This window comes from Streptomyces sp. NPDC043952 (assembly GCF_056435325.1).
Genome location: NZ_JBWKES010000009.1, coordinates 38769 through 65050, shown reverse-complemented (window position 1 = coordinate 65050; position 26282 = coordinate 38769). Strand labels below are relative to the sequence as shown.

25 protein-coding genes are annotated in these 26282 nt (G+C 72.6%); 9 read left to right on the top strand and 16 right to left on the bottom strand.

The genetic code is table 11. The features are described from left to right. A complete protein-coding gene (locus AC069R_RS13135) occupies positions 1–420 on the top strand; it encodes a hypothetical protein (RefSeq protein WP_478766925.1) in 420 nt (139 codons plus the stop codon). Between the two features lie 19 nt (positions 421–439). On the opposite strand, the gene AC069R_RS13130 is transcribed toward AC069R_RS13135, so the two are convergent. Together AC069R_RS13130 and AC069R_RS13125 are read right to left on the bottom strand one after the other, a co-directional pair. After that, on the bottom strand, positions 440–937 hold the full coding sequence (locus AC069R_RS13130) for a GNAT family N-acetyltransferase (protein WP_478767074.1): 498 nt from the start codon (positions 935–937) through the stop codon (positions 440–442). Positions 938–1118: 181 nt separating this feature from the next. After that, entirely contained in the window at positions 1119–2294 is a 1176-nt protein-coding gene (locus tag AC069R_RS13125) for a glycerophosphodiester phosphodiesterase (protein WP_478767073.1), read from the bottom strand. A 362-nt stretch (positions 2295–2656) separates the two neighbouring features. Here AC069R_RS13125 and AC069R_RS13120 point away from each other — a divergent pair, with 362 nt between their 5' ends. Next, positions 2657–3328, top strand: coding sequence for a lysophospholipid acyltransferase family protein (locus AC069R_RS13120; RefSeq protein WP_478766924.1), 672 nt, complete (start codon positions 2657–2659; stop codon positions 3326–3328). Positions 3329–3476: 148 nt separating this feature from the next. Continuing rightward, positions 3477–5147 carry a multicopper oxidase family protein gene (locus AC069R_RS13115; RefSeq protein ID WP_478766923.1) on the top strand — a complete coding sequence of 557 codons (1671 nt, stop codon included), beginning with the start codon at positions 3477–3479 and terminating at the stop codon, positions 5145–5147. Positions 5148–5169: 22 nt separating this feature from the next. Here the strand turns inward: AC069R_RS13115 and AC069R_RS13110 are convergent, their stop codons facing one another. The 5 genes from AC069R_RS13110 to AC069R_RS13090 all read right to left on the bottom strand — a co-directional run bounded on the left by AC069R_RS13110 (position 5170) and on the right by AC069R_RS13090 (position 11228). Then, complete coding sequence (locus AC069R_RS13110) at positions 5170–6693, bottom strand: MFS transporter (protein WP_478766922.1); 1524 nt, start codon at positions 6691–6693, stop codon at positions 5170–5172. Then, a complete protein-coding gene (locus AC069R_RS13105) occupies positions 6690–7241 on the bottom strand; it encodes a TetR/AcrR family transcriptional regulator (protein ID WP_397986854.1) in 552 nt (183 codons plus the stop codon). The genes AC069R_RS13110 and AC069R_RS13105 overlap by 4 nt, the downstream gene beginning before the upstream one ends. A 110-nt stretch (positions 7242–7351) precedes the next feature. Beyond that, positions 7352–8323 carry an aldo/keto reductase gene (locus AC069R_RS13100; protein WP_478766921.1) on the bottom strand — a complete coding sequence of 324 codons (972 nt, stop codon included), beginning with the start codon at positions 8321–8323 and terminating at the stop codon, positions 7352–7354. A 164-nt stretch (positions 8324–8487) separates the two neighbouring features. Then, positions 8488–9921, bottom strand: a complete 1434-nt coding sequence (gene argH / locus AC069R_RS13095; protein WP_478766920.1) for an argininosuccinate lyase — start codon at positions 9919–9921, stop codon at positions 8488–8490. 113 nt (positions 9922–10034) lie between these two features. Further along, positions 10035–11228 (bottom strand): argininosuccinate synthase, encoded by a 1194-nt coding sequence (locus AC069R_RS13090; RefSeq protein WP_478766919.1) that lies wholly within the window; start codon positions 11226–11228, stop codon positions 10035–10037. Between the two features lie 177 nt (positions 11229–11405). On the opposite strand from AC069R_RS13090, the gene AC069R_RS13085 reads away from it, so the two are divergent. Continuing rightward, positions 11406–12125: a L,D-transpeptidase family protein gene (locus AC069R_RS13085; protein WP_478766918.1), complete on the top strand. Its 720-nt coding sequence runs from the start codon at positions 11406–11408 to the stop codon at positions 12123–12125. Between the two features lie 70 nt (positions 12126–12195). Here AC069R_RS13085 and AC069R_RS13080 read toward each other — a convergent pair whose 3' ends face one another. After that, entirely contained in the window at positions 12196–13650 is a 1455-nt protein-coding gene (locus tag AC069R_RS13080; RefSeq protein WP_478767072.1) for a sensor histidine kinase, read from the bottom strand. Positions 13651–14075: 425 nt separating this feature from the next. Beyond that, positions 14076–14822 (bottom strand): response regulator transcription factor, encoded by a 747-nt coding sequence (locus AC069R_RS13075; protein WP_478766917.1) that lies wholly within the window; start codon positions 14820–14822, stop codon positions 14076–14078. A 248-nt stretch (positions 14823–15070) separates the two neighbouring features. Here AC069R_RS13075 and AC069R_RS13070 point away from each other — a divergent pair, with 248 nt between their 5' ends. The 5 genes from AC069R_RS13070 to AC069R_RS13050 all read left to right on the top strand — a co-directional run bounded on the left by AC069R_RS13070 (position 15071) and on the right by AC069R_RS13050 (position 19921). Continuing rightward, the gene (locus tag AC069R_RS13070; RefSeq protein ID WP_478766916.1) at positions 15071–16423 is read left to right on the top strand and encodes a ferredoxin reductase family protein; all 1353 of its coding nucleotides are present in this window, start codon (positions 15071–15073) and stop codon (positions 16421–16423) included. Between the two features lie 19 nt (positions 16424–16442). After that, entirely contained in the window at positions 16443–16934 is a 492-nt protein-coding gene (locus AC069R_RS13065; protein ID WP_478766915.1) for an FMN-binding protein, read from the top strand. A gap of 25 nt (positions 16935–16959) precedes the next feature. Continuing rightward, the gene (locus AC069R_RS13060) at positions 16960–17694 is read left to right on the top strand and encodes an FAD:protein FMN transferase (RefSeq protein WP_478766914.1); all 735 of its coding nucleotides are present in this window, start codon (positions 16960–16962) and stop codon (positions 17692–17694) included. A gap of 95 nt (positions 17695–17789) precedes the next feature. Next, the gene (locus tag AC069R_RS13055; RefSeq protein ID WP_478766913.1) at positions 17790–17999 is read left to right on the top strand and encodes a hypothetical protein; all 210 of its coding nucleotides are present in this window, start codon (positions 17790–17792) and stop codon (positions 17997–17999) included. A gap of 77 nt (positions 18000–18076) precedes the next feature. Then, complete coding sequence (locus AC069R_RS13050) at positions 18077–19921, top strand: ABC transporter ATP-binding protein (RefSeq protein ID WP_478766912.1); 1845 nt, start codon at positions 18077–18079, stop codon at positions 19919–19921. A gap of 29 nt (positions 19922–19950) precedes the next feature. Here AC069R_RS13050 and AC069R_RS13045 read toward each other — a convergent pair whose 3' ends face one another. The 7 genes from AC069R_RS13045 to argC form a co-directional block, all read right to left on the bottom strand. Further along, on the bottom strand, positions 19951–20733 hold the full coding sequence (locus AC069R_RS13045; protein ID WP_478766911.1) for a zf-HC2 domain-containing protein: 783 nt from the start codon (positions 20731–20733) through the stop codon (positions 19951–19953). Then, the gene (locus tag AC069R_RS13040) at positions 20723–21310 is read right to left on the bottom strand and encodes an RNA polymerase sigma factor (protein ID WP_086809001.1); all 588 of its coding nucleotides are present in this window, start codon (positions 21308–21310) and stop codon (positions 20723–20725) included. The genes AC069R_RS13045 and AC069R_RS13040 overlap by 11 nt, the downstream gene beginning before the upstream one ends. Positions 21311–21399: 89 nt before the next feature. Next, a complete protein-coding gene (locus AC069R_RS13035; protein WP_285560682.1) occupies positions 21400–21945 on the bottom strand; it encodes an arginine repressor in 546 nt (181 codons plus the stop codon). A gap of 7 nt (positions 21946–21952) precedes the next feature. Further along, positions 21953–23173: an acetylornithine transaminase gene (locus AC069R_RS13030; RefSeq protein ID WP_478766910.1), complete on the bottom strand. Its 1221-nt coding sequence runs from the start codon at positions 23171–23173 to the stop codon at positions 21953–21955. Continuing rightward, entirely contained in the window at positions 23170–24078 is a 909-nt protein-coding gene (gene argB, locus AC069R_RS13025; RefSeq protein ID WP_478766909.1) for an acetylglutamate kinase, read from the bottom strand. Before argB ends, AC069R_RS13030 begins: the two co-directional genes overlap by 4 nt. Further along, on the bottom strand, positions 24075–25226 hold the full coding sequence (gene argJ / locus AC069R_RS13020) for a bifunctional glutamate N-acetyltransferase/amino-acid acetyltransferase ArgJ (protein WP_478766908.1): 1152 nt from the start codon (positions 25224–25226) through the stop codon (positions 24075–24077). The genes argB and argJ overlap by 4 nt, the downstream gene beginning before the upstream one ends. Then, positions 25223–26251, bottom strand: coding sequence for an N-acetyl-gamma-glutamyl-phosphate reductase (argC, locus tag AC069R_RS13015; protein WP_478766907.1), 1029 nt, complete (start codon positions 26249–26251; stop codon positions 25223–25225). Before argC ends, argJ begins: the two co-directional genes overlap by 4 nt. Positions 26252–26282: the final 31 nt, after the last annotated feature.

Below are 26282 nucleotides of genomic sequence, written 5' to 3'. Positions count from 1 at the left end.
ATGACGACCGTCGAGGAGAAGCCGGCCCGGTTGATCAGCGGTCCGGGCATGCTGCTGGTGTGGTTCTACGGCGTGATGGTCGTCGGCGCGGTGTCGCGTTCCGCGTTCCAGATCGCGACGGACTTCGGGCGGGCGCCGCTCGCCTATTCGCTCTCCGCGGTGGCCGGGCTGGTGTACGCGTTCATCACGTACACGCTCGTGCGGGGCGGGGAGACGGCGCGGCGGGCGGCGCTGGTCTGCTGCGGGGTCGAGTTGGCCGGTGTGCTGCTCGTCGGCACGTGGACGGTGGTCGACAGCTCCGCGTTCCCCGACGCCACGGTGTGGTCCGACTATGGGATGGGGTACGTGTTCATTCCCGTACTGCTTCCCCTTTCCGCGATGTACTGGTTGCGGAAGGCGCGGTCGCAGGAGGCTGGTTGATCACCGTGACACGCGGTGGTCACGCCGTGGCCACATAGGTCGCCGCCGGCTTCTCCAAAACGATCAGCTCGACCCCGTCCGTGCCCCGCACCCTGCCCACCGGCTCGTAGCCGGCGCGGCGGTAGAGGCGGAGGTTGCCCTCGCTGCGGTGGCCGGTCTGGAGGCGGAAGAGGGTGGCGCCGCGCTGCCCGGCCAGCTCGGCCTCGGCGGCGCGCAGCAGGCGGGCGCCGATGCCGTGGCCCTGGAGGCGGGGGTGCACGCACAGGCGGGTGATGGCGGCGGAGCCGTCCTCCGCGATCCTGCCGCGTACGGCGCCCACCACCTCGTCGCCGAGCCGGGCGACGAAGACGCAGTCGACGCCGATCTCCCGGCGGACGGCGTCGAGGCTCTCGACGAGCGGGTCGATGCGGTAGTTGCCGTACAGCCGCGCCTCGCTCTGGAAGCACAGGTACTGGAGGCGGAAGACATCCTCCGCGTCCTCGTCGGTCGCCACCGAGATGGTCACGCTCATGCCCATGTGCGCATGCCTCCCGCTCACCTGATCACTGTCGTCCCCCACACTCCTATCCCCGCGCCCGGCGGGAAGCAACCTTCGTCGGGCGGGGACGCCCTGTGACATAGCCAACTCCCCGCGATCCGGCGGCGGACCGGGGCATTCCGGGAGGACGCGGGGAGTTCGGCGCGGCGGGCGGCGCGGGTCAGCGCAGGAAGTCGGCGCGGGCGAGGACGCCGGTGTCGGCGTTGTCGGTGAAGACGCCGTCGATGCCGGTCGCGAAGTACGCCTTGAAGGCGCCGAAGGGGTCGCCGTACCCGTCGGCCGCGCTGCCCTTGCGGAACTCGGCGGGCAGGAACGGGTTTTCGTTGCGCATCGTGTAGGGGTGCAGGATCAGGCCGACCCGGTGCGCGTCGGAGACCAGGGTGGAGGGCTGGCCGAGGGAACCGTCCGCCTTCCTGGGGATGACGAGGTCCAGGGTGGGGCCGATGCCCTGGGCGTAACCGGCGATCTCCCGCAGGCCCTTGGGGGTGATCAGGTCGGCGACGGTGCGCGGGTCGCCCGCCGCCACGAAGTCCCAGGGGCGGCTGTCGGCCGTGGACAGCAGCACCACGAGCGGGTTGTCGACGAGCTGGTTCAGCCGCTGGATGCTGGTGGGCTCGAACGACTGGAGGATCACCGGGGAGTTGCGGGTGTCCTTGCCGTACTTGTGCAGCAGCTTGGCGACCCGCTCCTCCAGCGGGAGGCCCAGTCCGCGGAAGTAGGTGGGGTGCTTGGTCTCGGGGTAGATCCAGACCTGCTTGCCGCGCTTGCGGGTCTGCTCGTCCTGCCACTTGAGGACTTCCTCGAAGGTGGGGATCTCCCAGCGGCCGTTGTAGAGGGTGTTGTGCGGCCGGTTGTCCGGGATGCGCTCGATCGCGCGCAGCGTCTTCAGCTCGGCGAGGGTGAAGTCCTCGGTGAACCAGCCGGTGGTGGGGACGCCGTCGAGCACCTTGGTGGTCTTGCGGCCGGCGAACTCGGGGTGGTCCGCGACATCGGTGGTACCGCCGATCTCCGGTTCGTGCCGGCAGACCAGATGGCCGTCCTTGGTGGGGCACAGGTCGCCGGCCTCCACGATGTCGGCGCCGAGGTCGAGGGCCAGCCCGTAGGAGCCGAAGGTGTGCTCGGGGCGGTAGCCGCTGGCGCCGCGGTGGCCGACGATGGTGGGCACCGGCAGGCCCTTGAGCCCGCGCGCGGTGCGCCCCGCCGCCGGTGCCTCGGCGGCCCTGGCGGTGCCGGACAGGCCGAGGACGGCGCCGCCGGCGCCCAGCATCGCGGCGCCGAGGAGCGCCCGCCGTCCCGTGACCTGCGGCTGCGTCTCGTCCCTGCGCTCGGTTCCCATGGCGGCCTCCTGCCGTCGTCCGTCTTCTTCGCTCATCAGTCCGATGCTCATCAGTCCGGGAGATCGTAGGGGCGCGCATATGACAGAAGGGCGGCTTCGCGTCGAACTCGCGGGTGCCTGTGTATGACCCCTGCGTGCGGGCACCTGACGAGGTGTCGCCAGGGGACGAAGCGAGCGATGTCCGTCACATCGGCACCGGTGCGTCACCCGCCGTCCGCCGGGCGTCACCGCAGGTAAACCCGCGTCAACACTTCGTAAGACCTCGGTGAACCGCTCGTTCCCGATGTGCGTTCGCGCCGAGGCCGCGAGTAATGTCCTCACCTGCACAGACTCATATCGCTCCCCTGACATCGGAGGACCCGTTGTCCCGCTTCCGCCTCATCAAGGCAGTGCTCGGACCGATCATGCGCCTGATGTTCCGCCCACAGGTGGAGGGCGCGGAGCACATTCCGGGGGACGGCCCGGTGATTCTGGCCGGAAACCACCTCACCTTCATCGACTCGATCGTGCTGCCGGTCGTCACGAAGCGTCAGGTGCTGTTCATCGGCAAGGACGAGTACGTCACCGGCAAGGGCTTCAAGGGCCGGCTGATGGCGTGGTTCTTCACCGGGGTCGGCATGATCCCGGTGGACCGGGACGGCGCGAACGGCGGAGTGGCGGCGCTCATGACGGGGCGGCGGGTCCTGGAGGAGGGGAAGGTCTTCGGGATCTACCCGGAGGGCACCCGCTCCCCCGACGGCCGCCTGTACCGGGGGCGCACGGGCATCGCCCGGCTGACCCTGATGACCGGCGCACCGGTGGTGCCGTTCGCCATGATCGGCACCGACAAGCTCCAGCCCGGCGGCAAGGGCATGCCCCGGCCCGGCAAGGTCACCGTCCGGTTCGGCCCGGCGATGGAGTTCTCCCGCTACGAGGGCATGGACCGCGACCGCTATGTGCTGCGCGCCGTCACCGACTCCGTGATGGCCGAGGTCATGCGGCTGTCGGGGCAGGAGTACGTCGACATGTACGCCACCAAGGCGAAGGCCGCCTGAGCCTGACGCGGCAGATGGACGCGGGCCGTTCCGGTTGTACCGGGGCGGCCCGCGTTCGTCCGTCTGCCGGTGTGAATCTGCCCCGGCGGCAGGGGCATTCGGCCTACGCCCCCGAGCGCGTGATCCACCGGACATGTCTGATGCAGACATGGATACACCTTCGCGGCGAACCCTCCTCCGTGTCCCGATCGCAGCCGTCGGCGCGGGTTTCCTGGCGGCTTGCGGCTCCGGTTCAGGACCCGAGAGCCGCTCCGGCCCGCACCACGCGGACACCGGTCCCCTCGGGACGGGCGTCGGGGAAACCTTCGTACCGGCGGGGCCCAAGGGGTACGTCAACCCGTCGGACCCGGAGGTCCTCGCCACCGAGCGCAAGCGGGGGGAAGGGCGGGTGCGCACGTACCGGTTCACCGCCGCGGAGGCCAAGCTGGACCTGGGCGGGCGCTCGGTGCACACCTGGGCGTACAACGACACGGTGCCGGGGCCGCTGGTCCGGGTGACCGCGGGCGACATCCTGGACCTGACGCTCGCCAACCGGCTGCCGACCACCACCACCCTGCACTCCCACGGGGTGCGGCTGCGCTGCGACATGGACGGCGTCCCGGACCTGACGCAGCGGCCGATTCCGGCCGGTACGGACTTCCGCTACCGGTTCAACGTGAAGCACCCCGGCACATATCTGCTCCACTCCCACGTCGGGATGCAGCCCGACCGCGCCCTGTACGCGCCGCTCGTGGTGGACGACCCCAAGGAGACACTCGGCTACGACAAGGAGTGGATCGTCGTCCTGGACGACTGGCTCGACGGCGTGGACGGCTCCACCCCCGACAGCGTGCTCGAACAGCTCAAGCCGGGCGGCTCCGGGATGGCCAACATGGGCATGGGCCCCGAGCACCCGCACGCGAGCGGGAGCCCCGCCCCGAGCGCGAGCAGGCCGGCCGGGGCGAAGGCGTCGCCGTCCGCGAAGGCCAGGGGCGGCGGCCCCGACCGGGTGCTGCACGACTCCCACAGCCGGATGCTCCACGGCGACGGCGGCAGCGTCGACTACCCCTACTACCTCGCCAACGGACGGCTGCCGCACAACCCGCAGGAGTTCCGCTGCCGCCCCGGCGACCGCATCCGGGTGCGCTTCGTCAACGCAGGCTCGGAGACGGCCTTCCGGGTCTCGCTCGGCGGCCACGCCATGACGGTCACGCACACCGACGGCTACCCCGTGCGGCACAAGGAGACCGACGCCCTGCTCATCGGCATGTCCGAGCGGTACGACGTGCTGGTGACCGCCAAGGACGGCTGCTTCCCGCTGGTCGCGCTGGCCGAGGGCAAGAAGGGCAACGCGCTCGCCGTCCTGCGCACCGACAAGGGGAGAAACCTTCCGGCACCGGATGTCCGCCCCAAGGAGCTGGACGGCGAGTGCGTGCCGGCGCGCCGGCTGGAGCCGGCCGACTCGGTGGCCCTGTCCGAGCGGCACCCCGACCGCCAGCTGCGCATCAAGATCACCGGCAGCATGCGCAGGTTCGACTGGGGCTTCGACCACAAGCCGTACGACGTCCGGCAGCGGCACGAGATCCGTGCCGGGGAGCGGGTGCGGCTCACGCTCATCAACGCGACGGACATGTGGCACCCGATGCACCTGCACGGCCACACCTTCGCCATGACGGGACTGGACGCGGTGGGGGCGCGCAAGGACACGGCGCTGGTGCTGCCGCACCGCAAGCTGGTGGTGGAATTCGACGCGGACAACCCCGGTCTGTGGATGGTGCACTGCCACAACCAGTACCACTCGGAGAGCGGGATGATGACGATCCTCGGCTACAAGCGGTGAGGGGGCGCCGGGCGAGCGGGGCTCACCCGGTGTTCTCCAGTTTCTGCCCCTTCAGCAGGAACCACGCCGCGACCGCCGTGCCCAGCAGGACCGCCGCGCCCGCGCCCGAGGCCAGGTGGAGGCCGTGGACGAAGGCGTCGCGGGCCGCGTCCAGCATGGGCCCGGCCGTCCGGTCGGGCAGGTGGGCCGCCGCCTCCACCGCCGCGCCCAGGGAGTCGTGGGCGCCCGGCGGGGTGCCGGCCGGACCCCGGAAGCCGCCGTAGACGGCGGTCACGATGGAGCCGAGGAGGGCGATGCCCAGGGCGGCGCCCAGTTCGTAGGCCGTCTCGGAGACCGCGGAGGCGGCGCCCGCCTGATCCTTGGGCACGCTGGAGAGGATGACGTCGGCGGTGACCGTGAAGGACAGGCCCGCGCCGACGCCCACCACCAGCAGGGCGGCGCCGAGCACCGGGTAGCCCGTGCTCTGGCCGAGCGAGGTCAGCGCGGCCAGCGACAGGCCGACCGCGGCGAGGCCGGCCGAGACCACCGAACGGACCGAGAAGCGCCGGGCGGCGCTGCCCGCGAGCAGTCCGGCCACCACCGCGCCGACGGCGGCCGGCAGTTCGGCGAGCCCCGCCTCGAACGGCCGCCTGGACTGGACGAGTTGGAGGTACTGGGAGAGGAAGAAGACCAGGCCGGACATGCCGAGCACGGTCAGCAGGTCGGCGAGGACCGCGCCGCTGAAGCCGCGGTGCCGGAACAGCCGCATGTCCAGCAGCGGGGCCGGCATGGTCAGCTGGCGGCGCACGAAGCCGTACAGCGCGCCCGCGCCCAGCAGACCGGCGGCGAGCGTGGGCCAGGAGAAGCCGTGGGTGGCCGCCTCCTTGACGGCGTAGACGACGCCGATCATGCCGACGAGCGACAGCAGCACACTGGCCAGGTCCCAGGGGCCCGGTTCCGGGTTGCGGGACTCGGGCAGGGTGCGGATGCCGACCAGGACCAGGACCGCCATCACCGGCAGGTTGATCAGGAAGACCGAGCCCCACCAGAAGTGCTCCAGCAGGAAGCCGCCGGCGATGGGACCGACCGCCGTACCCGCCGAGGCCGTCGCGCCCCAGATGCCGACGGCGAGGCTGCGCTCGCGCGGGTCGTGGAAGAGGTTGCGGATCAGGGCGAGGGTGGCCGGCATCAGGGTCGCGCCCGCGACGCCGAGCAGCGCCCGCGCCAGGATCATCAACTCCGGTGTGGTGGCATAGGCGTTGAGCACGGAGACCGCGCCGAACGCAGTGGCGCCGCAGAGCAGGATGCGCTTGCGGCCGATCCGGTCGCCGAGGCTGCCCATGGAGACCAGCAGGCCGGCGATGACGAAGGAGTAGACGTCACCGATCCACAGCAGCTGGGTGCCCGAGGGGCGCAGGTCCTCGCTGATGTAGGGGGTGGCCAGGCCGAGGACGGTGGCGTCGACGGCCACCAGCAGCACGGCCAGGACGAGGACGCAGAGCGCGAGCCAGCGGCCCGGACGCTTCTCCGCCTCCGCCACGCTGGCCGGCCGCACGGTGCTGGTCATGGTTCCTCTCTCCGTAGCGCGCCGCCGAGCAACAGCTCGGCGACCATGGTCGGGAAGTCACGGGCGGCCACGCGGCCGTCCAGGGTGGCCCAGGCGCAGGAGGCGGTCAGGCCGTACAGCGCCTCGGTGAGCCAGACGGGGCTGAGATCGATGCGGAACTCGCCGGCCTGCTGCCCGCGCTGGAACAGGGCGCCGATCCGGCCGTCGAGGCGCTGCCAGCCGTCGTTCTGCCGGTCGCCCTCCCACAGCTGGCTCTCGCCGTACAGGAAGGCGAGCAGTCCCGCGGCCGGCTGGATCTCGCGGACCAGCCTGCGCACGGCGTCGGTCGCGGACCCCTCCTCCGGGCGGGCCCGGTCCAGCGCCGCCTCGCACTCCGCGATGCCGAGCGCCTCCAGCGCCCGCACGAGCGCGTCGCGTCCGGCGAAGTGCCGGTGCAGCGTGGCCCGGCTGATCCCGGCGGCCTTGGCGACCTCGTCCATGGTCGCGGTCGATTTACGGGTCAGCAGGGCGGCGGCGGCGCGCAGCACATGGTCTCGGTCCAGGGCCATGAGACAAGGGTAGCCCAAGTGAGACATGAATGTCTCATGGCGGGCACGCGCGGCTCATCGCCGCTGGTCAGGGGTGGTCAGCGGGGGCTTTCCGTAGCGAGATTTTCCGGTCAGTGCCAGGGCAGCTCTCCGCGTCGCGCCCAGTAGGCGTCCGGCTCCTCCGTGAGCGTGGCGAGGCGGGTCATCCGGTCCGCGTCCAGGTCGACGGCGGGGGCGTGCAGGTTGGAGGCGAGCTGGGCGAGGGTGGCGGCGCCGGAGAGGACGACGCCCACCCAGGGCTGGCGCAGGATCCAGGCGAGGGCGACGGCGTCGCAGCCCAGCCCCTCCTCGGCGGCGATCGCCTTCAGGATCTCGGGGGCGTGCGGGCCGGCGAGCCGGCCGTTGGCCATGCCCTCCTTGACGATCACGGTGAGCCCGGCGTCATGGGCCTCGGCGAGGGCGGGGGCGGCCGAGTGCTCCAGGATGTTGTACGTCGACTGGACGGTACGGAACAGGGGCGCGCCGTCGACGGTCACCTCCAGGGCGGCACGGACGGTGTCCGCCTGCCGGGGGCCGCTGGTGGAGAAGCCGATGGTCACTCCCCCGGCGGCGGCCTCCGCGAGCCTCGCGTGGAGTTCCTTGTCGGTGAGGGCCGGGCTGTCCGGGGTGAGCGAGTGGATCTGGTAGAGGTCGAGCCGGTCGCCGAGCAGCGCCTCGGTCTCGGCGCGCTGGCGCTCGTACGTCGCCAGGGTGTGGTCCTTGACCTCGTGCCGCTCGGCGTCGGTGGACCAGTCGGCGGTGTAGGTGTAGCCCCACTTGCTGCCGATGACGACGTCGTCGATGCCGGGGTGCTCCGTCAGCCACCCGGCGAGGAACTCCTCCGAACGGCCGTAGGAGCGGGCGGCGTCGAAGTAGCGAACGCCCTGGGCGTAGGCGGCGTCGAGGAGTTCATGGGTGCGGGTGCGCAGGGCGTCGACGCTGCGGTCCTCGCCGAGGTCGTCGTCCCGGCCGAGGTTGATGTAGCCGGGGCGGCCGACGGCGGCGAGACCGAGTCCGATGTGGCACGTCGGGGTGGTCGCGTGGGCGAGGCGGGCGAACGGCATCGCGGGCTCCGGTTCGGTCGGTTCCGGTTCGGTTCCCGACCAACGTAACCCGCGAGTGGCTCCGCCCAGGAGCGTGGCTCGTGCGGTGGGTGCGCGCGTGCGAGTGCGTCCGGGGTGCCCGCGCCCACGCGGCGGCAGCCGCATATCGGCACAGCCCCGCGACCCTAACGGAGCTTTTTCGCCTCCGCCCACTGGTGCTGCCGGGCCACGTCCGCCTTGACCTCGGCGAGCTGGACCGCGACCGCGCTGGGGGCGGTGCCGCCGCGGGCGTTGCGGGAGGCGAGGGCGCCGGGGACGTTCAGGACGGTGCGGACCTCGGGGGTGAGGTGGGCGGAGATCTTGGCGAACTGCTCGTCCGTCAGCTCGTCCAGCTCCTTGCCCTCGGCCTCGGCGGCCTTGACGCACTCCCCCGCGACCTCGTGCGCCACCCGGAAGGGGACGCCCTGGCGGACCAGCCACTCGGCGATGTCCGTGGCGAGGGAGAAGCCGGCCGGGGCCAGTTCCTCCATCCGCTCGCGGTGGACGGTGAGGGTGGCCATCATCCCGGTGAACGCGGGCAGCAGGACCTCCAGTTGGTCGCAGGAGTCGAAGACCGGCTCCTTGTCCTCCTGGAGGTCGCGGTTGTAAGCGAGGGGCAGGGCCTTGAGGGTGGCGAGCAGACCGGTCAGATTGCCGATCAGGCGGCCGGACTTGCCGCGGGCCAGCTCCGCGATGTCCGGGTTCTTCTTCTGCGGCATGATCGAGGAGCCGGTGGAGAACGCGTCGTGGAGGGTGACGAAGGAGAACTCCTTCGTGTTCCAGATGATGATCTCCTCGGCGATCCGGGAGAGGTTCACGCCGATCATCGCGGTGATGAAGGCGAACTCCGCGACGAAGTCCCGCGAGGCCGTGCCGTCGATGGAGTTGGCGGCGCTGCCGTGCTCGAAGCCGAGGTCCGCGGCCACCGCCTCCGGGTCCAGGCCGAGCGAGGAGCCGGCGAGGGCGCCCGAGCCGTACGGCGACACGGCCGTGCGCTCGTCCCACTGGCGCAGCCGCTCCGCGTCACGGGACAGGGACTGGACATGGGCGAGGACATGGTGGGCGAACAGCACCGGCTGGGCGTGCTGGAGGTGGGTGCGGCCGGGCATCGCCACGTCCGGGTGGGCCTCGGCGAGGCCGATCAAAGCGTCCTGGAGGTCGGCGATCAGGCCGCCGATGATCCGGGCGTGGTCCCTGAGGTACATCCGGAAGAGGGTGGCCACCTGGTCGTTCCGGGAGCGGCCGGCGCGGAGTTTGCCGCCGAGGTCCGGGCCGAGGCGCTCCAGCAGGCCCCGCTCCAGGGCGGTGTGCACGTCCTCGTCGGCGATGGTGCCGGTGAAGGAGCCGTCGGCGACGTCCGCCTCCAGCCGGTCGAGACCGGCGATCATGCGGGTCAGCTCGTCCTCGGTGAGGAGTCCGGCCCGGTGCAGCACGCGGGCGTGGGCGCGTGAGCCGGCGATGTCGTAGGGCGCGAGCCGCCAGTCGAAGTGGACGGACGCGGACAGCTTCGCCAGGGCCTCGGCGGGACCGTCGGCGAAACGGCCGCCCCAGAGCCGTACGTCACCGCTGTTGCTGCTCACTGCGTTGCTCCTCGGGAGATGTCTCTGTGCCACCGCCTCCCCGCCCTTGCGGGTGGGGAGGCGGCCGTCAGCGTGATGCGCATGCGAGGTGGACCCCGTAAGGGATCGCGGGGTTACGCCAGGTCCCGCTTGGCGGCGATCTTCGACGACAGGCTGTAGATGTCGATGAAGCCCTTGGCCGCCGCCTGGTCGAAGGTGTCGCCGGTGTCGTACGTGGCGAGGTTGAAGTCGTACAGGGACGACTCGGAGCGCCGGCCGGTGACGACCGCGCGGCCGCCGTGCAGGGTCATCCGGATGTCGCCGTTGACGTGCTGGTTCGCCTCGTCGATAAAGCCGTCCAGGGCGCGCTTGAGCGGGGAGAACCACTGGCCGTCGTAGACCAGCTCGCCCCAGCGCTGCTCGACCTGGCGCTTGTAGCGGGCCAGCTCGCGCTCGACCGTGACGTTCTCCAGCTCCTGGTGGGCGGTGATCAGGGCGATGGCGCCCGGAGCCTCGTAGACCTCGCGGGACTTGATGCCGACCAGGCGGTCCTCGACCATGTCGATCCGGCCGATGCCCTGGCCGCCCGCGCGCTCGTTGAGCTGCTGGATGGCCTGGAGGACGGTGACGGGCTTGCCGTCGATCGCGACCGGGACGCCCTGCTTGAAGCTGATGACGACCTCGTCGGCCTCGCGCGGGGTGGCGGGGTTGGAGGTGTACTCGTAGATGTCCTCGATCGGGGCGTTCCAGATGTCCTCCAGGAAGCCCGTCTCGACGGCGCGTCCGAAGACGTTCTGGTCGATGGAGTACGGGGACTTCTTGGTGGTGGCGATCGGGAGCTGCTTGGCCTCGCAGAAGGCGATCGCCTTGTCGCGGGTCATCGCGTAGTCGCGGACCGGGGCGATGCACTTGAGGTCGGGGGCGAGGGCGACGATGCCGGCCTCGAAGCGGACCTGGTCGTTGCCCTTGCCGGTGCAGCCGTGGGCGACCGTGGTGGCGCCGTGCTTCTTGGCGGCGGCGACGAGGTGCTTGACGATCGTCGGCCGGGAGAGAGCGGAGACCAGCGGGTAGCGGTCCATGTACAGGGCGTTGGCCTTGATCGCCGGGAGGCAGTACTCGTCGGCGAACTCGTCCTTGGCGTCGGCGACCTCGGCCTCGACCGCGCCGCACGCGAGGGCGCGCTTGCGGATGACGTCCAGGTCCTCGCCGCCCTGGCCGACGTCGACCGCAACGGCGATGACCTCGGCGCCCGTCTCCTCGGCGATCCAGCCGATGGCGACGGAGGTGTCCAGACCGCCTGAGTAGGCGAGTACGACGCGCTCGGTCACGGGTTTCTCCTCACAGTGCATTCGCTGACATGCATGAGTATGCAGAACTCCGCATGATTCGTCAATCACCCCTCCGGGTGACATGGTCGGAGATCTCCGGGTGACATGGTCGGAGAGGTGATTCCGGACGGACCGTTCCGGGCTGCCGTCGCCGCTGCCCCCGTCTAGCGTCTGAGCATGCGCCCCGGTGTCGTCGCCAGCCTCGTGTCCGTCTCCGTGCTCGGCCTGCTCGGGGCCGCGCCCGCCCCGGTGCCGCGCGCGCCGGTGCCGGTGCCGCTGCCCGCGCGGCTCGCCGACACCGGCGGCGGCAGCCAGCTGATCATCGCGCGGGCGCCGGACACGTCGTCCACGACGGGCACGGTCACCTGGTGGGACCTGCGCGACGGCACCTGGACGCAGGCCGGCTCCGCACCCGCGCGGTTCGGGGCGAAGGGGCTGGTCGAGGGGAACGCGCGCACCCAGGGGACGGAGACGACGCCGACCGGGTTGTACGACCTTCCGTTCGCGTTCGGCATCAAGGCGGCGCCGGCCGGCACGCGGATCTCCTACCGGACGGTGACGGAGAGTTCCTGGTGGTGCGAGGACAACGCGTCGTCGTCGTACAACCGCTGGACGGATCCGCTGCCGGCCGACTGCCGTGCCGCGGAGTCGGAGCGGCTGGGCGCGTATCGCGTGCCGTACGCGTACGGGCTCATCGTTGGGTTCAACTACCACCGGCCGGTGCGGGGGCGGGGGGCCGGGATCTTCCTGCATGTCAACGGGGCGGGGGCGACGGCCGGTTGCGTGTCGGTGCCGGAGGATGCCATGCGGCGGATTCTTCAGTGGGTGGCGCCGGGGGCGGAGCCGCGGATCGCCATCGGCACCGAGGGCGGCGCCACAGGGGTTACCCGGTACTGAGTTCGCCGTGCACCCGTACGCCCGTGCGCCCGTCGCGGTGGGGCCGCAGGTCGTCGCGGCCCCGCGAACCTCAAGCGGGCAAACCGACCCGGAATGCCGTGGAGCCCGGTGCGCTCTCCACGTCCACCGTGCCGCCGTGCGCCTCCACCACCGCCGCCACGATGGACAGGCCGAGGCCCGCGCCCGTGGCGGAGGTGTCGCCGTGGCGGCGGTGGTCGGCGCGGGTGAAGCGTTCGAAGACGGCGGAGCGGAGGTCCTCGGGGATGCCGGGGCCGTTGTCGTGGACGCGGAGGAGGACGGCGTCGGGGCCGCGGTCCAGGGTCAGGGTGACCTTGGTGCCAACGGGCGTATGCAAACGCGCGTTGGCCAACAGGTTGGCCACCACCTGGTGGAGCCGGTGGGCGTCGCCGGTGACCGTGACCGGGTCCTCGGGGAGGTCCAGGGCCCAGCCGTGGCCGGGGCCGGCGGCGCGGGCGTCGGTGACCGCGTCCAGCACCAGTCGGGTCAGGTCGACCGGGCCGCGCTCCAGCGGGCGGCCCGCGTCGAGGCGGGCGAGCAGCAGCAGGTCGTCCACCATCAGGCCCATCCGCGAGGACTCGGCGGCGATGCGCTCCAGGGCGCGGGTGACCTCCGGCGGCACCGGTCCGGGATGCAGCAGGCCCAGCTCGGCGTGGCCGCGCACCGAGGCGACCGGCGTGCGCAGCTCATGGCTGGCGTCGGCGGCGAACCGGCGCAGCCGCTCCTCACTGGCGTGCCGTTTGGTGAGCGCGTCCTCGACATGGCCGAGCATGCCGTTGAGGGCCGCGGCGACCTGGCCGACCTCGCTGTGCGGGTCGGTGACGGGGGCGCGCGGGGGCAGCGCGACCGCACCGCTGGCGAGCGGGAGTCGGCTGACCCGTGCGGCGGTGGCGGTGACCCGGCCGAGGGGGCGCAGGGACCAGCGGACCCAGAGGGCGCCGGTCACCCCGGCCGTCACCAGGGCGAGGCCGAAGACGACCCCGGCGACCAGCTCCAGGCGGTGGACTGCGGCCTCGACGGGCTTCAGCGGGAGCCCCGCCATCAGCACGTCGCCGTCGCGGCCGGGGGTGGCGACGACCCGGTAGTGGCCCAGGGCGGAGAGTTCGACGGTGTGCGGGTGGCCGTCGGCCGGGATCCGGGCGAGCCGTTCGGCGTCCCGCGCGGTCAGGGTGATGTCCAGGTCGACATTGAGGTCGCCGGACCGGATGAGGCCCTTGTCCGCGACGGTGCCCTGCCGCAGGCAGGCGCCGAAGGTGCCGGTGGCCATCCGGCGGGTGTCGGCATCCTCGTCGCCGTCGTGGTCGTCGGGCAGCTTGCCGTGGTGCTCCAGGCTCTCCGGGAACCGGGTGCCGACCTGGGCGAGCTGTTCGTCCAGGCGCTGGGTGAGGAATCCGTTCAGCTCGACCACGGCGGCCACCCCGACCGCGGCGCAGCTCACCGCCAGCAGCACCACCAGACCGAAGGTGATCCGGGCACGCAGGGTCCGGAAACGGGGCAGCCGGCGCAGGAGCCCCCCGGCCTTCCAGCCCTCGGCCTCCCCCCGGCCACCGGCTGTCCCCCGACCGCCCTTGTCCGCACCGCCACCGGCTCTCCCCCGGTCGCCCTCGCCCACACGGCCACCGGCCGTCCCCCGGTCACCCTTGCCCGCACGGCCACCGGCCGTCGCCTGCCCGCCGTCCTCCACAGCGCCACCGGCTCCCACCCGGCCACCCTCCTCCACGCGGCCACCGGCTCTCCCCCGGTCCCCCTTGCCCGCACGGCCACCGGCTCCCGCCTGCCCGCCGTCCTCCGCAGCGCCACCGGCTCCCACCCGGCCGCCCTCCTCCGCGCGGCCACCGGCTCTCCCCCGACCGCCCTTGCCCGCACGGCCACCGGCCGTCGCCTGGCCGCCGTCCGCCGCGCCGCGAGCGGTTTTCCCCCGGTTCCCCGGCCTCATCCGGTCACCGGTTTCAGTACGTACCCCGCCCCGCGCACCGTGTGGATCATGGGCTCGCGGCCGGCGTCGATCTTCTTGCGGAGGTAGGAGATGTACAGCTCGACGACATGGGCGCGGCCACCGAAGTCGTAGGACCAGACGCGGTCGAGGATCTGCGCCTTGCTGAGGACGCGGCGGGGGTTGCGCATCAGGAAGCGCAGGAGTTCGAACTCGGTCGGCGAGAGCTCGATCAGCTCGCCGGAGCGGGTCACCTCGCGGGCGTCCTCGTCCATCACCAGGTCGCCGACGACGAGTCCGGGGTCCTCCTCCGGCTCCGGGCGGCGGGCCATGCCGGCGCGGCGCAGCAGTCCACGCAGCCGGGCCACGACCTCCTCCAGGCTGAAGGGCTTGGTGACGTAGTCGTCGCCGCCCGCGGTGAGCCCGGCGATCCGGTCCTCGACCGCGTCCCGCGCGGTGAGGAAGAGGACGCACACCTCGGGCTGGGTCTCGTGCAGCCGGCGCAGCACCGTGAAGCCGTCCATGTCGGGGAGCATCACGTCCAGCACGACGGCGTCGGGCGTCAGCTCGCGCGCGGCGGCGAGGGCGGCGGCGCCGTCGCAGGCGGCGCGCACCTGCCAGCCCTCGTAGCGCAGGGCGCCGGTGAGCACCTCGGCGAGGTCGGGGTCGTCGTCCACGACGAGGACGCGCAGCGCGGTGCCGTCGGGGCGGGTGAGGGCCGGTCGGCCGGAACGGGTCGTGTTCATCGCGCCTCCCAGCATCGCCGGTGCGCGCGGCGGCCGGTCGCCGCGGGGGCTCTGAGTTTCCTCTGAGTCCGCTCGGCGGGGTGTCGTATCCGCTGGTCAGGGGCGGTTTGTGAGAGGTCTCTGAGACCTCTGTGAGAAAGCGCTCAGAGATCCGGGCGCGCACCCTTTCTCAGAGGTGCCTCAGAGGTGGCTCCCGCACAGTGGCTCCGCCGGCCGGGGCCCGGTCGGCGGACGAAGGGACGGCACTGATGACAGCCGTGGACATGAGACGAGCGGCACCGCCCCGGCGGGGGGTCGCGCGGCGCTCCCCCGCGGGGCCGTTGCTGGCCGTGCTGTGGGCGGGGGCGGCGGCCGTGGTCGCGCTGTGGTGGGCGGACACCGCCTCCGTGGTCGGCGCGGCGGGCTGGCTGACCGGTGCGGGACGGATCGCCGGGCTGCTGTGCGGGTACGCCTGCGCGGTGCTGGTCGGCCTGATGGCGCGGGTGCCGGCGCTGGAGAACCGGGTGGGTTCGGACCGGGTGGCCCGCTGGCACGCGATGGCCGGGCGGTACACGGTGTGCCTGCTGGTGGCGCACATCGGGCTGATCCTCGCCGGGTACGCGGCGCAGGACCGGGCGTCGCTGTGGCACGAGACGGTCACCGTGGTGCTGGACTACCCGGACATGCTGAAGGCCACCGCCGGCACGCTGATCCTGTTCGCGGTGGGCATCACCTCGGCGCGGGCGGCCCGGCGGCGGATCCGGCACGAGTTCTGGTACTACGTCCATCTGCTGACGTACGCGGCCGTGTTCCTGGCCTTCTTCCACCAGGTGTCGCTGGGCGAGCAGTTCAACGGCGATCCGGTGGCGAGCGCCGCCTGGTACGCGCTCTACCTCGGGGTCGCGGCGCTCGTGGTGTGGTTCCGGGTGCTCGCGCCGATCCGGCTCAACCGGCGCCACCGGCTGCGGGTGGAGTCGGTGCAGCAGGAGGCGCCGGGGGTGTTCTCGGTCGTGGTGCGCGGCCGGGATCTCGGCCGGCTGGGCGCGCGCTCCGGGCAGTTCTTCCGGTGGCGGTTCCTCGCCGAGGGCATGGCCTGGACGTCCACGCCGTACTCCCTGTCGGCGCCGCCGCGCCCGGACCGGCTGCGGATCACGGTGAAGGCGCTGGGCGACCACAGCGCGGCGATATCCACGCTCCGGCCCGGCACCCGCGTGTGGGCGGAGGGCCCCTACGGCGCGCTGACCGCCGACCGGGCCACCGGCGGGCGGTCCCTGCTGATCGCGGCCGGTGTCGGCATCACCCCGCTGCGGGCCCTGTTCGAGACGCTGCCCGGTGAGGTCACGCTGCTGTACCGGGCGCGCTCGGCCGAGGACCTGGCGCTGGGCGCCGAGCTGGAGGCGATCGCGCGGTGGCGCGGCGCCGAGGTGCTGTACGCGCTGAACGGGCCGCGCGGCGAGCGTCCCCGCATCACCGCGGAGTCGCTGCGCGCGCGGTTCCCCGATCTGCGGGCCCGCGACGTGTACATCTGCGGGCCGCACGGGTTCGCGCGGGATGTGTACGAGGCCCTGCGCGCGGCCGGTTCGCCGGACCGCCGCATCCATCACGAGTCGTTCGAGCTGTGAGAGTTGTGAGGCCGAGGTCATGCACGCACTGAGGAAGAACCGCCCGCTGCGCCGCGTCGTGCTGGCGAGCGCCACGACGGTCTCCGCCGTGGTGCTGCTGCTGTCCCTGAAGCCGCACACCAGTTCCGGTCTCGCCATGGGCGCGTCGGCTTCGGCCCCGCAGAGCGCCGCGAGTACGCCGTCGTCGTCCGGGAGTTCTCCGGCGCCCGGTGGCACCCCGGCCGCCGGAGGTGCCTCGAAGACCGTCACCGGAGCGACCGAGCAGACCCGCTGGGGCCCGGTCCAGGTGCGGGTGACCATCAAGGACGGCAAGCTCACGGACGTGACGGCCCTCCAGTACCCCACGGACAACCCGCGCGACCAGGAGATCAACAGCTACGCGCTGCCCCAGCTGCGGCGCGAGGCGCTGGCCGCGCAGAGCGCGCAGATCGACATGGTCTCGGGCGCGACGTACACCAGCACCGGCTACCAGCAGTCCCTCCAGTCCGCGCTGGACCAGGCCCGTGGGTGAGGCGGTGCGGCACGCGGAGGAGGTCATGGGGACCGTGTTCTCCTTCGACGTGCGGGGCGGGGAGCCCGGTGCGGTGCGGGCGGTGCTCGGGGAGGTCGTGGCCGCACTGCACGGCGTGGACGCGGTGTTCAGCACCTACCGGGAGGACAGCGAGGTGTCGCGGCTGGCCCGCGGCGAGACGGCCGTGGAGCGGTGCGTGCCCGAGGTCGCGGAGGTGCTGGAGCTGGCGGCGCGGGCGGAGCGGGTGAGCGGGGGGTGGTTCAGCGCGCGGTACCGGGGGGTGCTGGATCCCACCGGGATCGTCAAGGGCTGGTCGGCGGAGCGGGCCGCGCGGCGGCTGGCCGGGGTGGACGGGGTGACCGGGGTGAGCGTCAACGGCGGCGGGGACGTGCAGTCGCTGGGCGCGCCGGAGCCGGGGCGCCCCTGGCGGGTGGGGATCGCGGACCCGCTGCGGCCGGGCGGGCTGGCCGCGGTGGTGTCGGGGGCGGGCGAGCTGGCGGTGGCCACGTCGGGCACGGCCGAGCGGGGTGCGCACATCGTGGACCCGCGCACGGGGCAGCCCGCGGTCACGGACCTGGTGTCGGTGACCGTGGTGGCACCCCAGCTGACCTGGGCGGACTGCTGGGCCACGGCCGCGTTCGCGCGGGGCTCGCGGTCGGGGCTCGGCTGGCTGGAGTCGCTGCCCGACGCCGAGGGACTGCTGCTCACGGCGGACGGCGAGGTGCTCCACACCGCGGGACTGGCCGCGTACATAGGGTGAAAAACGGGTTGAACGGGAAATTTTTCCGCCGAGGAGCCATCCGAGACCCGTTCCCGGACGTACCCCTGGTGAGCAAATTTTCCGGGAGGAACGTTATGTCCATCTTCAGCAGTCTGCTGCCCCAGGGCGGCGGCCACGGAGGCCACGGCCGGGGTCACGGTCGCGACCACGACGATGACGACCGCTTCGACGCGTTCGACCGGCACGACCGCCACGGGCACCGGCACGGCGACCGTCACGGCCACGGCCACGGTTATGGCGGCCACGGTCACGGCCACGGCGGCCACGGCCACGGCGGCTACTGACCACCCCACGCACAGGCTGAGCGGACCGGGGCCCGGAGGACCCGGTCCGCCAGGCCGCTGTCCGAGGAACGGATCCCATGACGCGAGTCCTGCGGCGTCTGCTGTCCTGGGGAGACCCCGAGGACTCCTCCTCCGGCACCCCCGAAGCCTCCGGCGATGTCGTCGCCGCGGCGCCCGTCCTGTCGCCGCGCGCCGTCTTCCGCCGGTTCTGGCCCTACACCCGCGGCAACCGGCGCTGGCTCGTCCCGCTGCTGCTGCTCAGCCTGACCGGACCGGTCATCGACGCCGGTGAGCTGTGGCTGTTCAAGAGCGTCGTGGACCAGGTGCTGGTCCCCCGGAACCTGGGCCCCTTTCTGTGGATCGCCCCGGCCTACCTGGGGCTGATCCTGTGCTCCGGCGTCCTCGGGTTCGCCGACGAGATGACCTCCACCTGGGTCGGCGAACGCTTCCTGCTCTCCCTGCGCTGCGATGTCTTCCGGCATGTGCAGGGCCTGTCCCTCGGCTTCTTCGAACGCCGCCGGCTCGGCGATGTGCTCTCCCGTGTCACGGGTGACGTGGACGCGGTCGAGACCTTCCTGCTCTCGGGCGTGGCGGACGCCCTGTACTACGTGCTCCAACTGGCCGTGTTCGTCGGCCTGTTGTTCTATCTGAGCTGGGATCTGACCCTGCTCGCGCTGGTCATCGTGCCGCTGTTCTGGGGCGCCGCCCGGCACTTCTCGCGGCTGATCAAGGACGCCTCGCGGGAGCGCAGACGGCGCACCGGCTCCCTCAGCGCGATCGCCGAGGAAGTGCTCGGCAATGTCGCGCTCGTGCAGGCGTACAACCGGCAGGGCTGGGAGGCGCGCCGGTTCGAGCGGGAGAACGTGGGCCGGTTCCGGGCGGTGATGGCCTCGACGCGGATCAGGTCCCTGTACGCCCCCCTGGTGGAGATCATCGAGGTGGCGGGCGGGCTCGCGGTGCTGGGCCTCGGCACCTGGAAGCTCTCCCAGGGCCAGCTCACCCTGGGCGGGCTGCTGGTCTTCCTCGCCCTGATCGGCAAGATGTACAGCCCCGTGCACGGCCTGTCCGGGCTCGGCACCACCTTCTACACCGCCGCCGCCTCGGCCGAGCGGATCATCGAGCTGCTGGACCAGCGGCCGCAGGTCACCGAGCGGGCCGGCGCCCGCCGGGTCGGCCGGGCGCGCGGGGCGGTGGAGTTCGACGGGGTCTGGTTCCGCTACCCCGGCACCACCCCCTGGGCCCTCTCCGGCGTGTCGTTCCGGGTCGCGCCCGGCGAGACCCTGGCGCTGGTCGGGGCGAGCGGCGCGGGCAAGTCCACGGCCGCGCGGCTCCAGCTGCGGTTCTACGACCCCGACCGGGGCGCGATCCGGCTCGACGGCACCGATCTGCGCGAGCTGCGCCTGGCCGATGTGCGCGAGAGCGTCGCGGTGGTGCTCCAGGAGACCCTGGTCTTCCACGGCACCGTGCGGGAGAACATCGCCTACGGCCGCCCGGAGGCGTCCGAGGCGGAGATCGTCGCGGCGGCGCGGGCGGCGGACGCGCACGAGTTCATCGAACGGCTCCCGGACGGCTACGACACCCTCGTCGGCCAGCGCGGCCGCACCCTGTCCGGCGGCCAGAGCCAGCGCCTCGCGATCGCCCGCGCGATGGTCAGGGACGCGCCGGTGCTGCTGCTGGACGAGCCGACCACCGGGCTCGACGCGGATTCCGGCCGGCGGATCATGGAGCCGCTGCGCCGGCTGATGGCCGGGCGGACCACCATCGTCATTTCGCACAACCTGCTCACCGTGCGCGACGCCACGAGGATCGTGGTGCTCGACCGGGGCCGGGTCGTGGAGGACGGCGCCCACGGCGATCTGCTGGTGCGCGACGGGACGTACGCCCGGCTGCACCGGCTGAACACGGGCACCGTGCTGTCGTAGCCCGACCGGCTCTCCTGTCCGTCCGATCGTCACGTCTGCTGGGACGGCACATGCGTCTCCCGCGTCAGTACGTGCCCGGTCTGGAGGTGGGCGCGGGCGAGGACCGTGCCGTCGGCGGAGGTCAGCCGGGCGCCGGAGACCGCGTCCGGGTCGACGGGCGCCTGCGCCCCCCAGTGGCCCTGCCCGTTGCGCACGGTGAAGTCGCCCACCCGCACGGTCGTGCCGTCGGAGCGCTCCAGCACACAGCTGACCCGGCCGGTGTACGCGCTGCCGTGCCCCGCCAGGTCGACGGAGACGAAGATCCAGCCGGGGCTGCCGGGATGGGCGTAGACCTCCCCGATGGGCGACCCGCCGGCCGAGTCCGTGGTCATGTCCCCGACCAGCATGGGCTCGGACTCCATGGTGCGCGGGGGCGAGGCGGTGACCGTCTCCACGGCGGTGCCGATGCCCCAGCCGGCGAACCCGGCGACCACCGCGAGGCCGGCCGCGGCCGCCCCGAGCCGGATCCGGGACCGGCGCGCCCGCCCGCGCAGGACCGTGAGGGCCGGGGCGCGCGTGGCGCGCCCGTACGCGGCCGCCTGCTGGGCGAGGCTGCGCGCCACCCGTGTCTCGAAGCCCAGCGGCGGCTCCTGGCAGGGCAGCAGTCCGATCAGCCGGTCGCCGACCAGGGTCAGCTGGCGGACGAACTCCCGGCAGTCCGCGCAGGTGTCCAGATGGGCGATCGCCTCCGCGCGCTCGCGTCCGGGCAGCACGCCCAGCGCCAGCTCGGCGCCGATCTCGCGCGTCTTCTCGCAGTTCGCGTCACTGGACATGGCCGCCTCGCTCCGGGGCCGACAGTGTGGTGCGCAGTTTGCCCATCGCCGCCCTGATGCGGGTCTTGGCGGTGCCCAGCGGGATCTGTTCGGTGTCGGCGACCTGCTGGGCGGTCATTCCGTAGATGCCGGCCATCATCAGGGCCCGCGCCTGTTCGCGGGGCAGCCGGGAGACGGCGGCCCGCAGCCGGGCGGAGGCCTCGTCGGCCAGCGCCCACCGCTCGGGGGTCTCGGTGACGGTGCCGAGCAGGGCGTCGAGGTCCTCGGGGGCCACCGGCTCGGTGCGCCGGGCGCGTACGGCGTCGATGGCCAGGTTGTGCGCGATGGTGGTCAGCCAGGTGGTGACCGAGCCCCGGCGCGAGTCGTAGATCTGCGCGTGCCGCCACGCGCGTTCGAACGTCTGCTGGGCGACGTCCTCGGCGAGCTGACGGTCCCCGGTGACGGCCATGGCGACGCCGAAGACCCGGTGCTGGAAACGCCGTACGAAGACGACGGCCAGCTCCTGGTCTCCGGTGGCCAGCCCGGACAGCAGAGCCTCGTCCGGGAGGCGACCCACGGGGAACCGCAAACCCGACACACCTCTTCATACGGCCGACGGCCACGGGGAGATTGCCGCTTCCATTCTCCGCCGGGAGGCCGGGCCCCGCATGCCGGTCGGGGCCCGGCTCAGTGGCCGTTCTGCGCGAGCTTGAGCAGATGGTCCGCGAGCGCCTGGCCGCCGGTCGGGTCGCGGCTGATCAGCAGCAGGGTGTCGTCGCCCGCGATGGTGCCGAGGATGTCGTGCAGTTCGGCCTGGTCGATGGCCGAGGCGAGGAACTGGGCGGCGCCCGGCGGGGTGCGCAGCACGACCAGGTTGGCCGAGGCCTCCGCGGAGATCAGCAGCTCCTGGGACAGGCGCCGCATCCGCTCCTCCTTGGCGGACTCGCCGAGCGGTGCGCGCGGGGTGCGGAAGCCGCCCTCGCTGGGCACGGCGTAGATGAGGTCGCCGTCGTTGTTGCGGATCTTGACCGCGTTCAGCTCGTCCAGATCCCGGCTCAGCGTCGCCTGGGTGACGCTGAGCCCGTCGTCGGCGAGCAGCTTGGCGAGCTGGCTCTGCGAGCGGACCGGTTCCCGGTTGAGGATGTCCACGATCCGGCGGTGCCGTGCGGTGCGGGTCTGCGGCACGGCGGGCCCGGCACCTGTCTGCTGCTCGTGCTCCTGCGCCTGGCTCATCGTCGTCTCATTCTCCGGATCGTCCGTCCCCGCCTGCGTCGAGGATGCCGGGCAGCGCCTGGAGCAAGGCACCCGCCTCGTCGTCGCGCAGGTTCAGCGGGGGCATGAGCCGTACGACGTCGGGGGCGGGCGCGTTCACCAGGAACCCGGCCTCCTGGGCCGCCTGCTGCACCTGGTGCGCGCGCGGCCCGGTGAGCACGATACCCAGGAGCAGGCCCGCGCCCCGGACATGGTCGACCAGGGGGTGGCCCAGCGCCTCGATGCCGGCGCGCAGCCGCTCGCCCTGCCGCTTCACGTTCTCCAGCAGTCCCTCGCCCTCGATGGTGTCGAGGACGGCGAGACCGGCGGCACAGGCGACCGGGTTGCCGCCGAAGGTCGTACCGTGCTGGCCGGGCTGGAGCAGGTCGGCGGCGCGGCCGAAGGCGACGGTGGCGCCGAGCGGGAGGCCGCCGCCGAGCTGCTTGGCGAGGGTGACCACATCGGGCAGCACGCCCTCGTGGGCCTGGTAGGCGAACCAGGTGCCGGTGCGGCCGACGCCGGTCTGCACCTCGTCCAGGACCAGCAGGGCGCCGGTGGCGGCGGTGATGGCGCGGGCCGCCTTGAGATAGCCGGGCGGGGGCACCACGACGCCGTTCTCGCCCTGGATCGGCTCGATGATCACCAGGGCGGTGTCCGCGGTGACGGCCGCGGCCAGGGCCTGGGCGTCGCCGTAGGGGACGTGCGTGACCTCGCCGGGCAGCGGCCGGAAGGGGTCCTGCTTGGCGGGCTGCCCGGTGAGCGCGAGGGCGCCCATCGTACGGCCGTGGAAGCCGCCCTCGGTGGCGACGACATGGGTGCGCCCGGTGAGCCGGCCGATCTTGAAGGCGGCCTCGTTGGCCTCGGCGCCGGAGTTGCAGAAGAACACCCGGCCCTCGCGGCCGAACAGCTGGAGCAGCCGTTCGGCCAGCGCGATGGGCGGCTCGGCCATGAACAGGTTGGAGACATGGCCGAGGGAGGCGATCTGCTTGCCGACGGCGGCCACGATCGCCGGGTGGGCGTGCCCGAGCGCGTTGGTGGCGATGCCGCCGACGAAGTCGGTGTACGCGCGGCCCTCGGCGTCCCACACGGTGGCGCCCGCGCCGCGCACCAGCGGCAGGCGGGGGGTGCCGTAGTTGTTCATGAGCGCGCCCTGCCAGCGCTGCGCCAGGTCCTGATTACCCGTCCGGTTCCCTGTCTGATTCCCCGTCACGATGCGTCCTTTGCGGGCTCGTCGGGCACGACCATGGTGCCGATGCCCTCGTCGGTGAAGATCTCCAGCAGGATGGAGTGCTGCACCCGGCCGTCGATGACGCGGGCGGTGTGCACGCCGCCCCGCACGGCGTGCAGGCAGCCCTGCATCTTCGGGACCATGCCGGAGCTCAACTCCGGGAGCAGCTTCTCCAGTTGGGTCGCGGTGAGGCGGCTGATCACCTCGTCGGAGTGCGGCCAGTCCTCGTAGAGGCCCTCGACATCGGTGAGAACCATGAGGGTTTCGGCGCCAAGGGCCGCAGCGAGTGCCGCAGCCGCCGTATCAGCATTGACGTTGTAGACATGACCGTCGTCCTGGCTCCGGGCGATGGAGGAGACGACCGGGATGCGGCCGTCGGCGAGCAGGGCCTCGATGGCGCCGGTGTCGATCGCGGTGATCTCGCCGACGCGCCCGATGTCGACCAACTCCCCGTCGATCTCGGGCCGATGCCGGGTGGCGGTGATGGTGTGGGCGTCCTCGCCGGTGAGGCCGACGGCGAGCGGGCCGTGCTGGTTGAGCAGGCCGACCAGTTCGCGCTGCACCTGTCCGGCGAGCACCATCCGTACGACGTCCATGGCCTCGGCGGTGGTCACCCGCAGGCCGGCCTTGAACTCGCTGACGATGCCGTGCCGATCGAGGGCGGCGCTGATCTGGGGGCCGCCGCCGTGCACCACGACCGGCTTGAGCCCGGCGTGCCGCAGGAAGACGACGTCCTGGGCGAAGGCGGCCTTCAGCTCCTCGTCCACCATGGCGTTGCCGCCGAACTTGATGACGACGATCTTTCCGTGGTGCCGGGTCAGCCAGGGCAGCGCCTCGATGAGGATCTGCGCCTTGGGCAGGGCCGTGTGCTTGCGGGTCGTGGTCATGAGGAGTAGGCGCTGTTCTCGTGGACGTAGTCGGCGGTCAGGTCGTTGGTCCAGATCGTCGCGGTCTCGGTGCCCGCGGCGAGGTCGGCCACGATGTGGACCTCGCGGTAGCGCATGTCGACCAGGTCGCGGTCCTCCCCGACGGCGCCGTTCTTGCACACCCAGACGCCGTTGATGGCGACGTTGAGCTGGTCGGGCTCGAAGGCGGCGCTCGTGGTGCCGATCGCGGACAGGACGCGGCCCCAGTTGGGGTCCTCGCCGTGGATGGCGCACTTGAGGAGGTTGTTGCGGGCGATGGAGCGGCCCACCTCGACGGCGTCCGCCTCGCTGGCCGCGCCCACCACCTCGACCTTGATGTCCTTGCTGGCGCCCTCGGCGTCGCCGATGAGCTGACGGCCGAGGTCGTCGCAGACCTGCCGTACGGCCTCGGCGAAGGCGTCGAACTCGGGGGTGACACCGGAGGCGCCGGAGGAGAGCAGCAGCACGGTGTCGTTGGTGGACATGCAGCCGTCGGAGTCGACGCGGTCGAAGGTGACCCTGGTGGCGGCGCGCAGGGCCTTGTCCAGGGTGGCATCGTCCGCGTCGGCGTCGGTGGTGAGCACGACCAGCATGGTGGCGAGGCCGGGGGCGAGCATCCCGGCGCCCTTGGCCATGCCGCCGACGGTCCAGCCGTCCCCGGTCACCACGGAGGTCTTGTGCACGGTGTCGGTGGTCTTGATGGCGATGGCGGCCTTCTCGCCGCCGTGCTCGGACAGCTGGGCGGCGGCGGTCTCGATGCCGGGGAGCAGCTTGTCCATGGGCAGCGGGACGCCGATGAGGCCGGTGGAGCAGACGGCGACCTCGATCGCGCCGCGGCCCAGCACCTCGCCCGCCTTCTCGGCGGTGGCGTGGGTGTCCTGGAAGCCCTTGGGGCCCGTACAGGCGTTGGCGCCGCCGGAGTTGAGGACGACGGCGGAGACCTGGCCGCCCTTCATGACCTGCTCGGACCACAGCACCGGCGCGGCCTTGACGCGGTTGGCGGTGAAGACGCCGGCGGCGGCCCGGCGGGGCCCGTCGTTGACCACGAGGGCCAGGTCGGGGTTGCCGTTCTGCTTGATCCCGGCGGCGATGCCCGCCGCCCGGAATCCCTTGGCTGCCGTGACGCTCACGGTGCGACTCCGATCGTGGAAAGCCCGGTGGTCTCGGCGAGACCGAGGGCGAGGTTCATGCTCTGGACGGCACCGCCGGCGGTGCCCTTGGTCAGGTTGTCGATGGCGCTGATCGCGATGATGCGGCCCGCGGCCTCGTCGTACGCGACCTGCACCTGAACGGCGTTGGAACCGTGGACGGCGGCCGTCGCGGGCCACTGGCCCTCGGGCAGCAGGCGGACGAAGGGCTCGTCGGCGTACGCCTTCTCGTACGCGGCGCGCACCGCCTGCGCGCCCACTCCGGCGCGGGCCTTCGCACTGCACGTGGCGAGGATGCCGCGGGGCATCGGGGCGAGGGTCGGGGTGAAGGAGACGGTGACCGGCTCCCCCGCGACCGCGCCGAGGTTCTGGATCATCTCGGGGGTGTGCCGGTGACCGCCGCCGACGCCGTACGGCGACATGCTGCCCATGACCTCGCTGCCCAGCAGGTGCGGCTTGGGTGCCTTGCCCGCGCCGGAGGTGCCGGAGGCGGCGACGATCACGGCCTCGGGCTCGGCGATCCGCGCCGCGTACGCCGGGAAGAGGGCGAGGGTCGCGGCGGTGGGGTAGCAGCCGGGTACGGCGATCCGCCTGGTGCCGGTGAGGGCGGCGCGGGCGCCGGGGAGCTCGGGCAGGCCGTAGGGCCAGGTGCCGGCGTGCGGGGAGCCGTAGAACTTCTCCCAGTCGGCCGCGTCCGCCAGCCGGAAGTCGGCGCCCATGTCGATCACCAGCACGTCCGGGCCGAGCTGTGCGGCGACGGCGGCGGACTGGCCGTGCGGCAGCGCGAGGAAGACCACGTCGTGCCCGGCGAGGGCGTCGGCCGTGGTCGCGGCCAGCACCCGGTCGGCCAGCGGCCACAGGTGCGGCTGGAGCGCCCCGAGCCGCTGCCCGGCGTTGGAGTTCGCGGTCAGGGTTCCGATCTCGACCTCGGGGTGCGCGAGGAGCAGCCGCAGGACCTCTCCGCCCGCGTACCCGCTCGCTCCGGCAACCGCCGCACGTACCGCCATGTCCGTCCTCCTCTGGATGGCATGACTATAC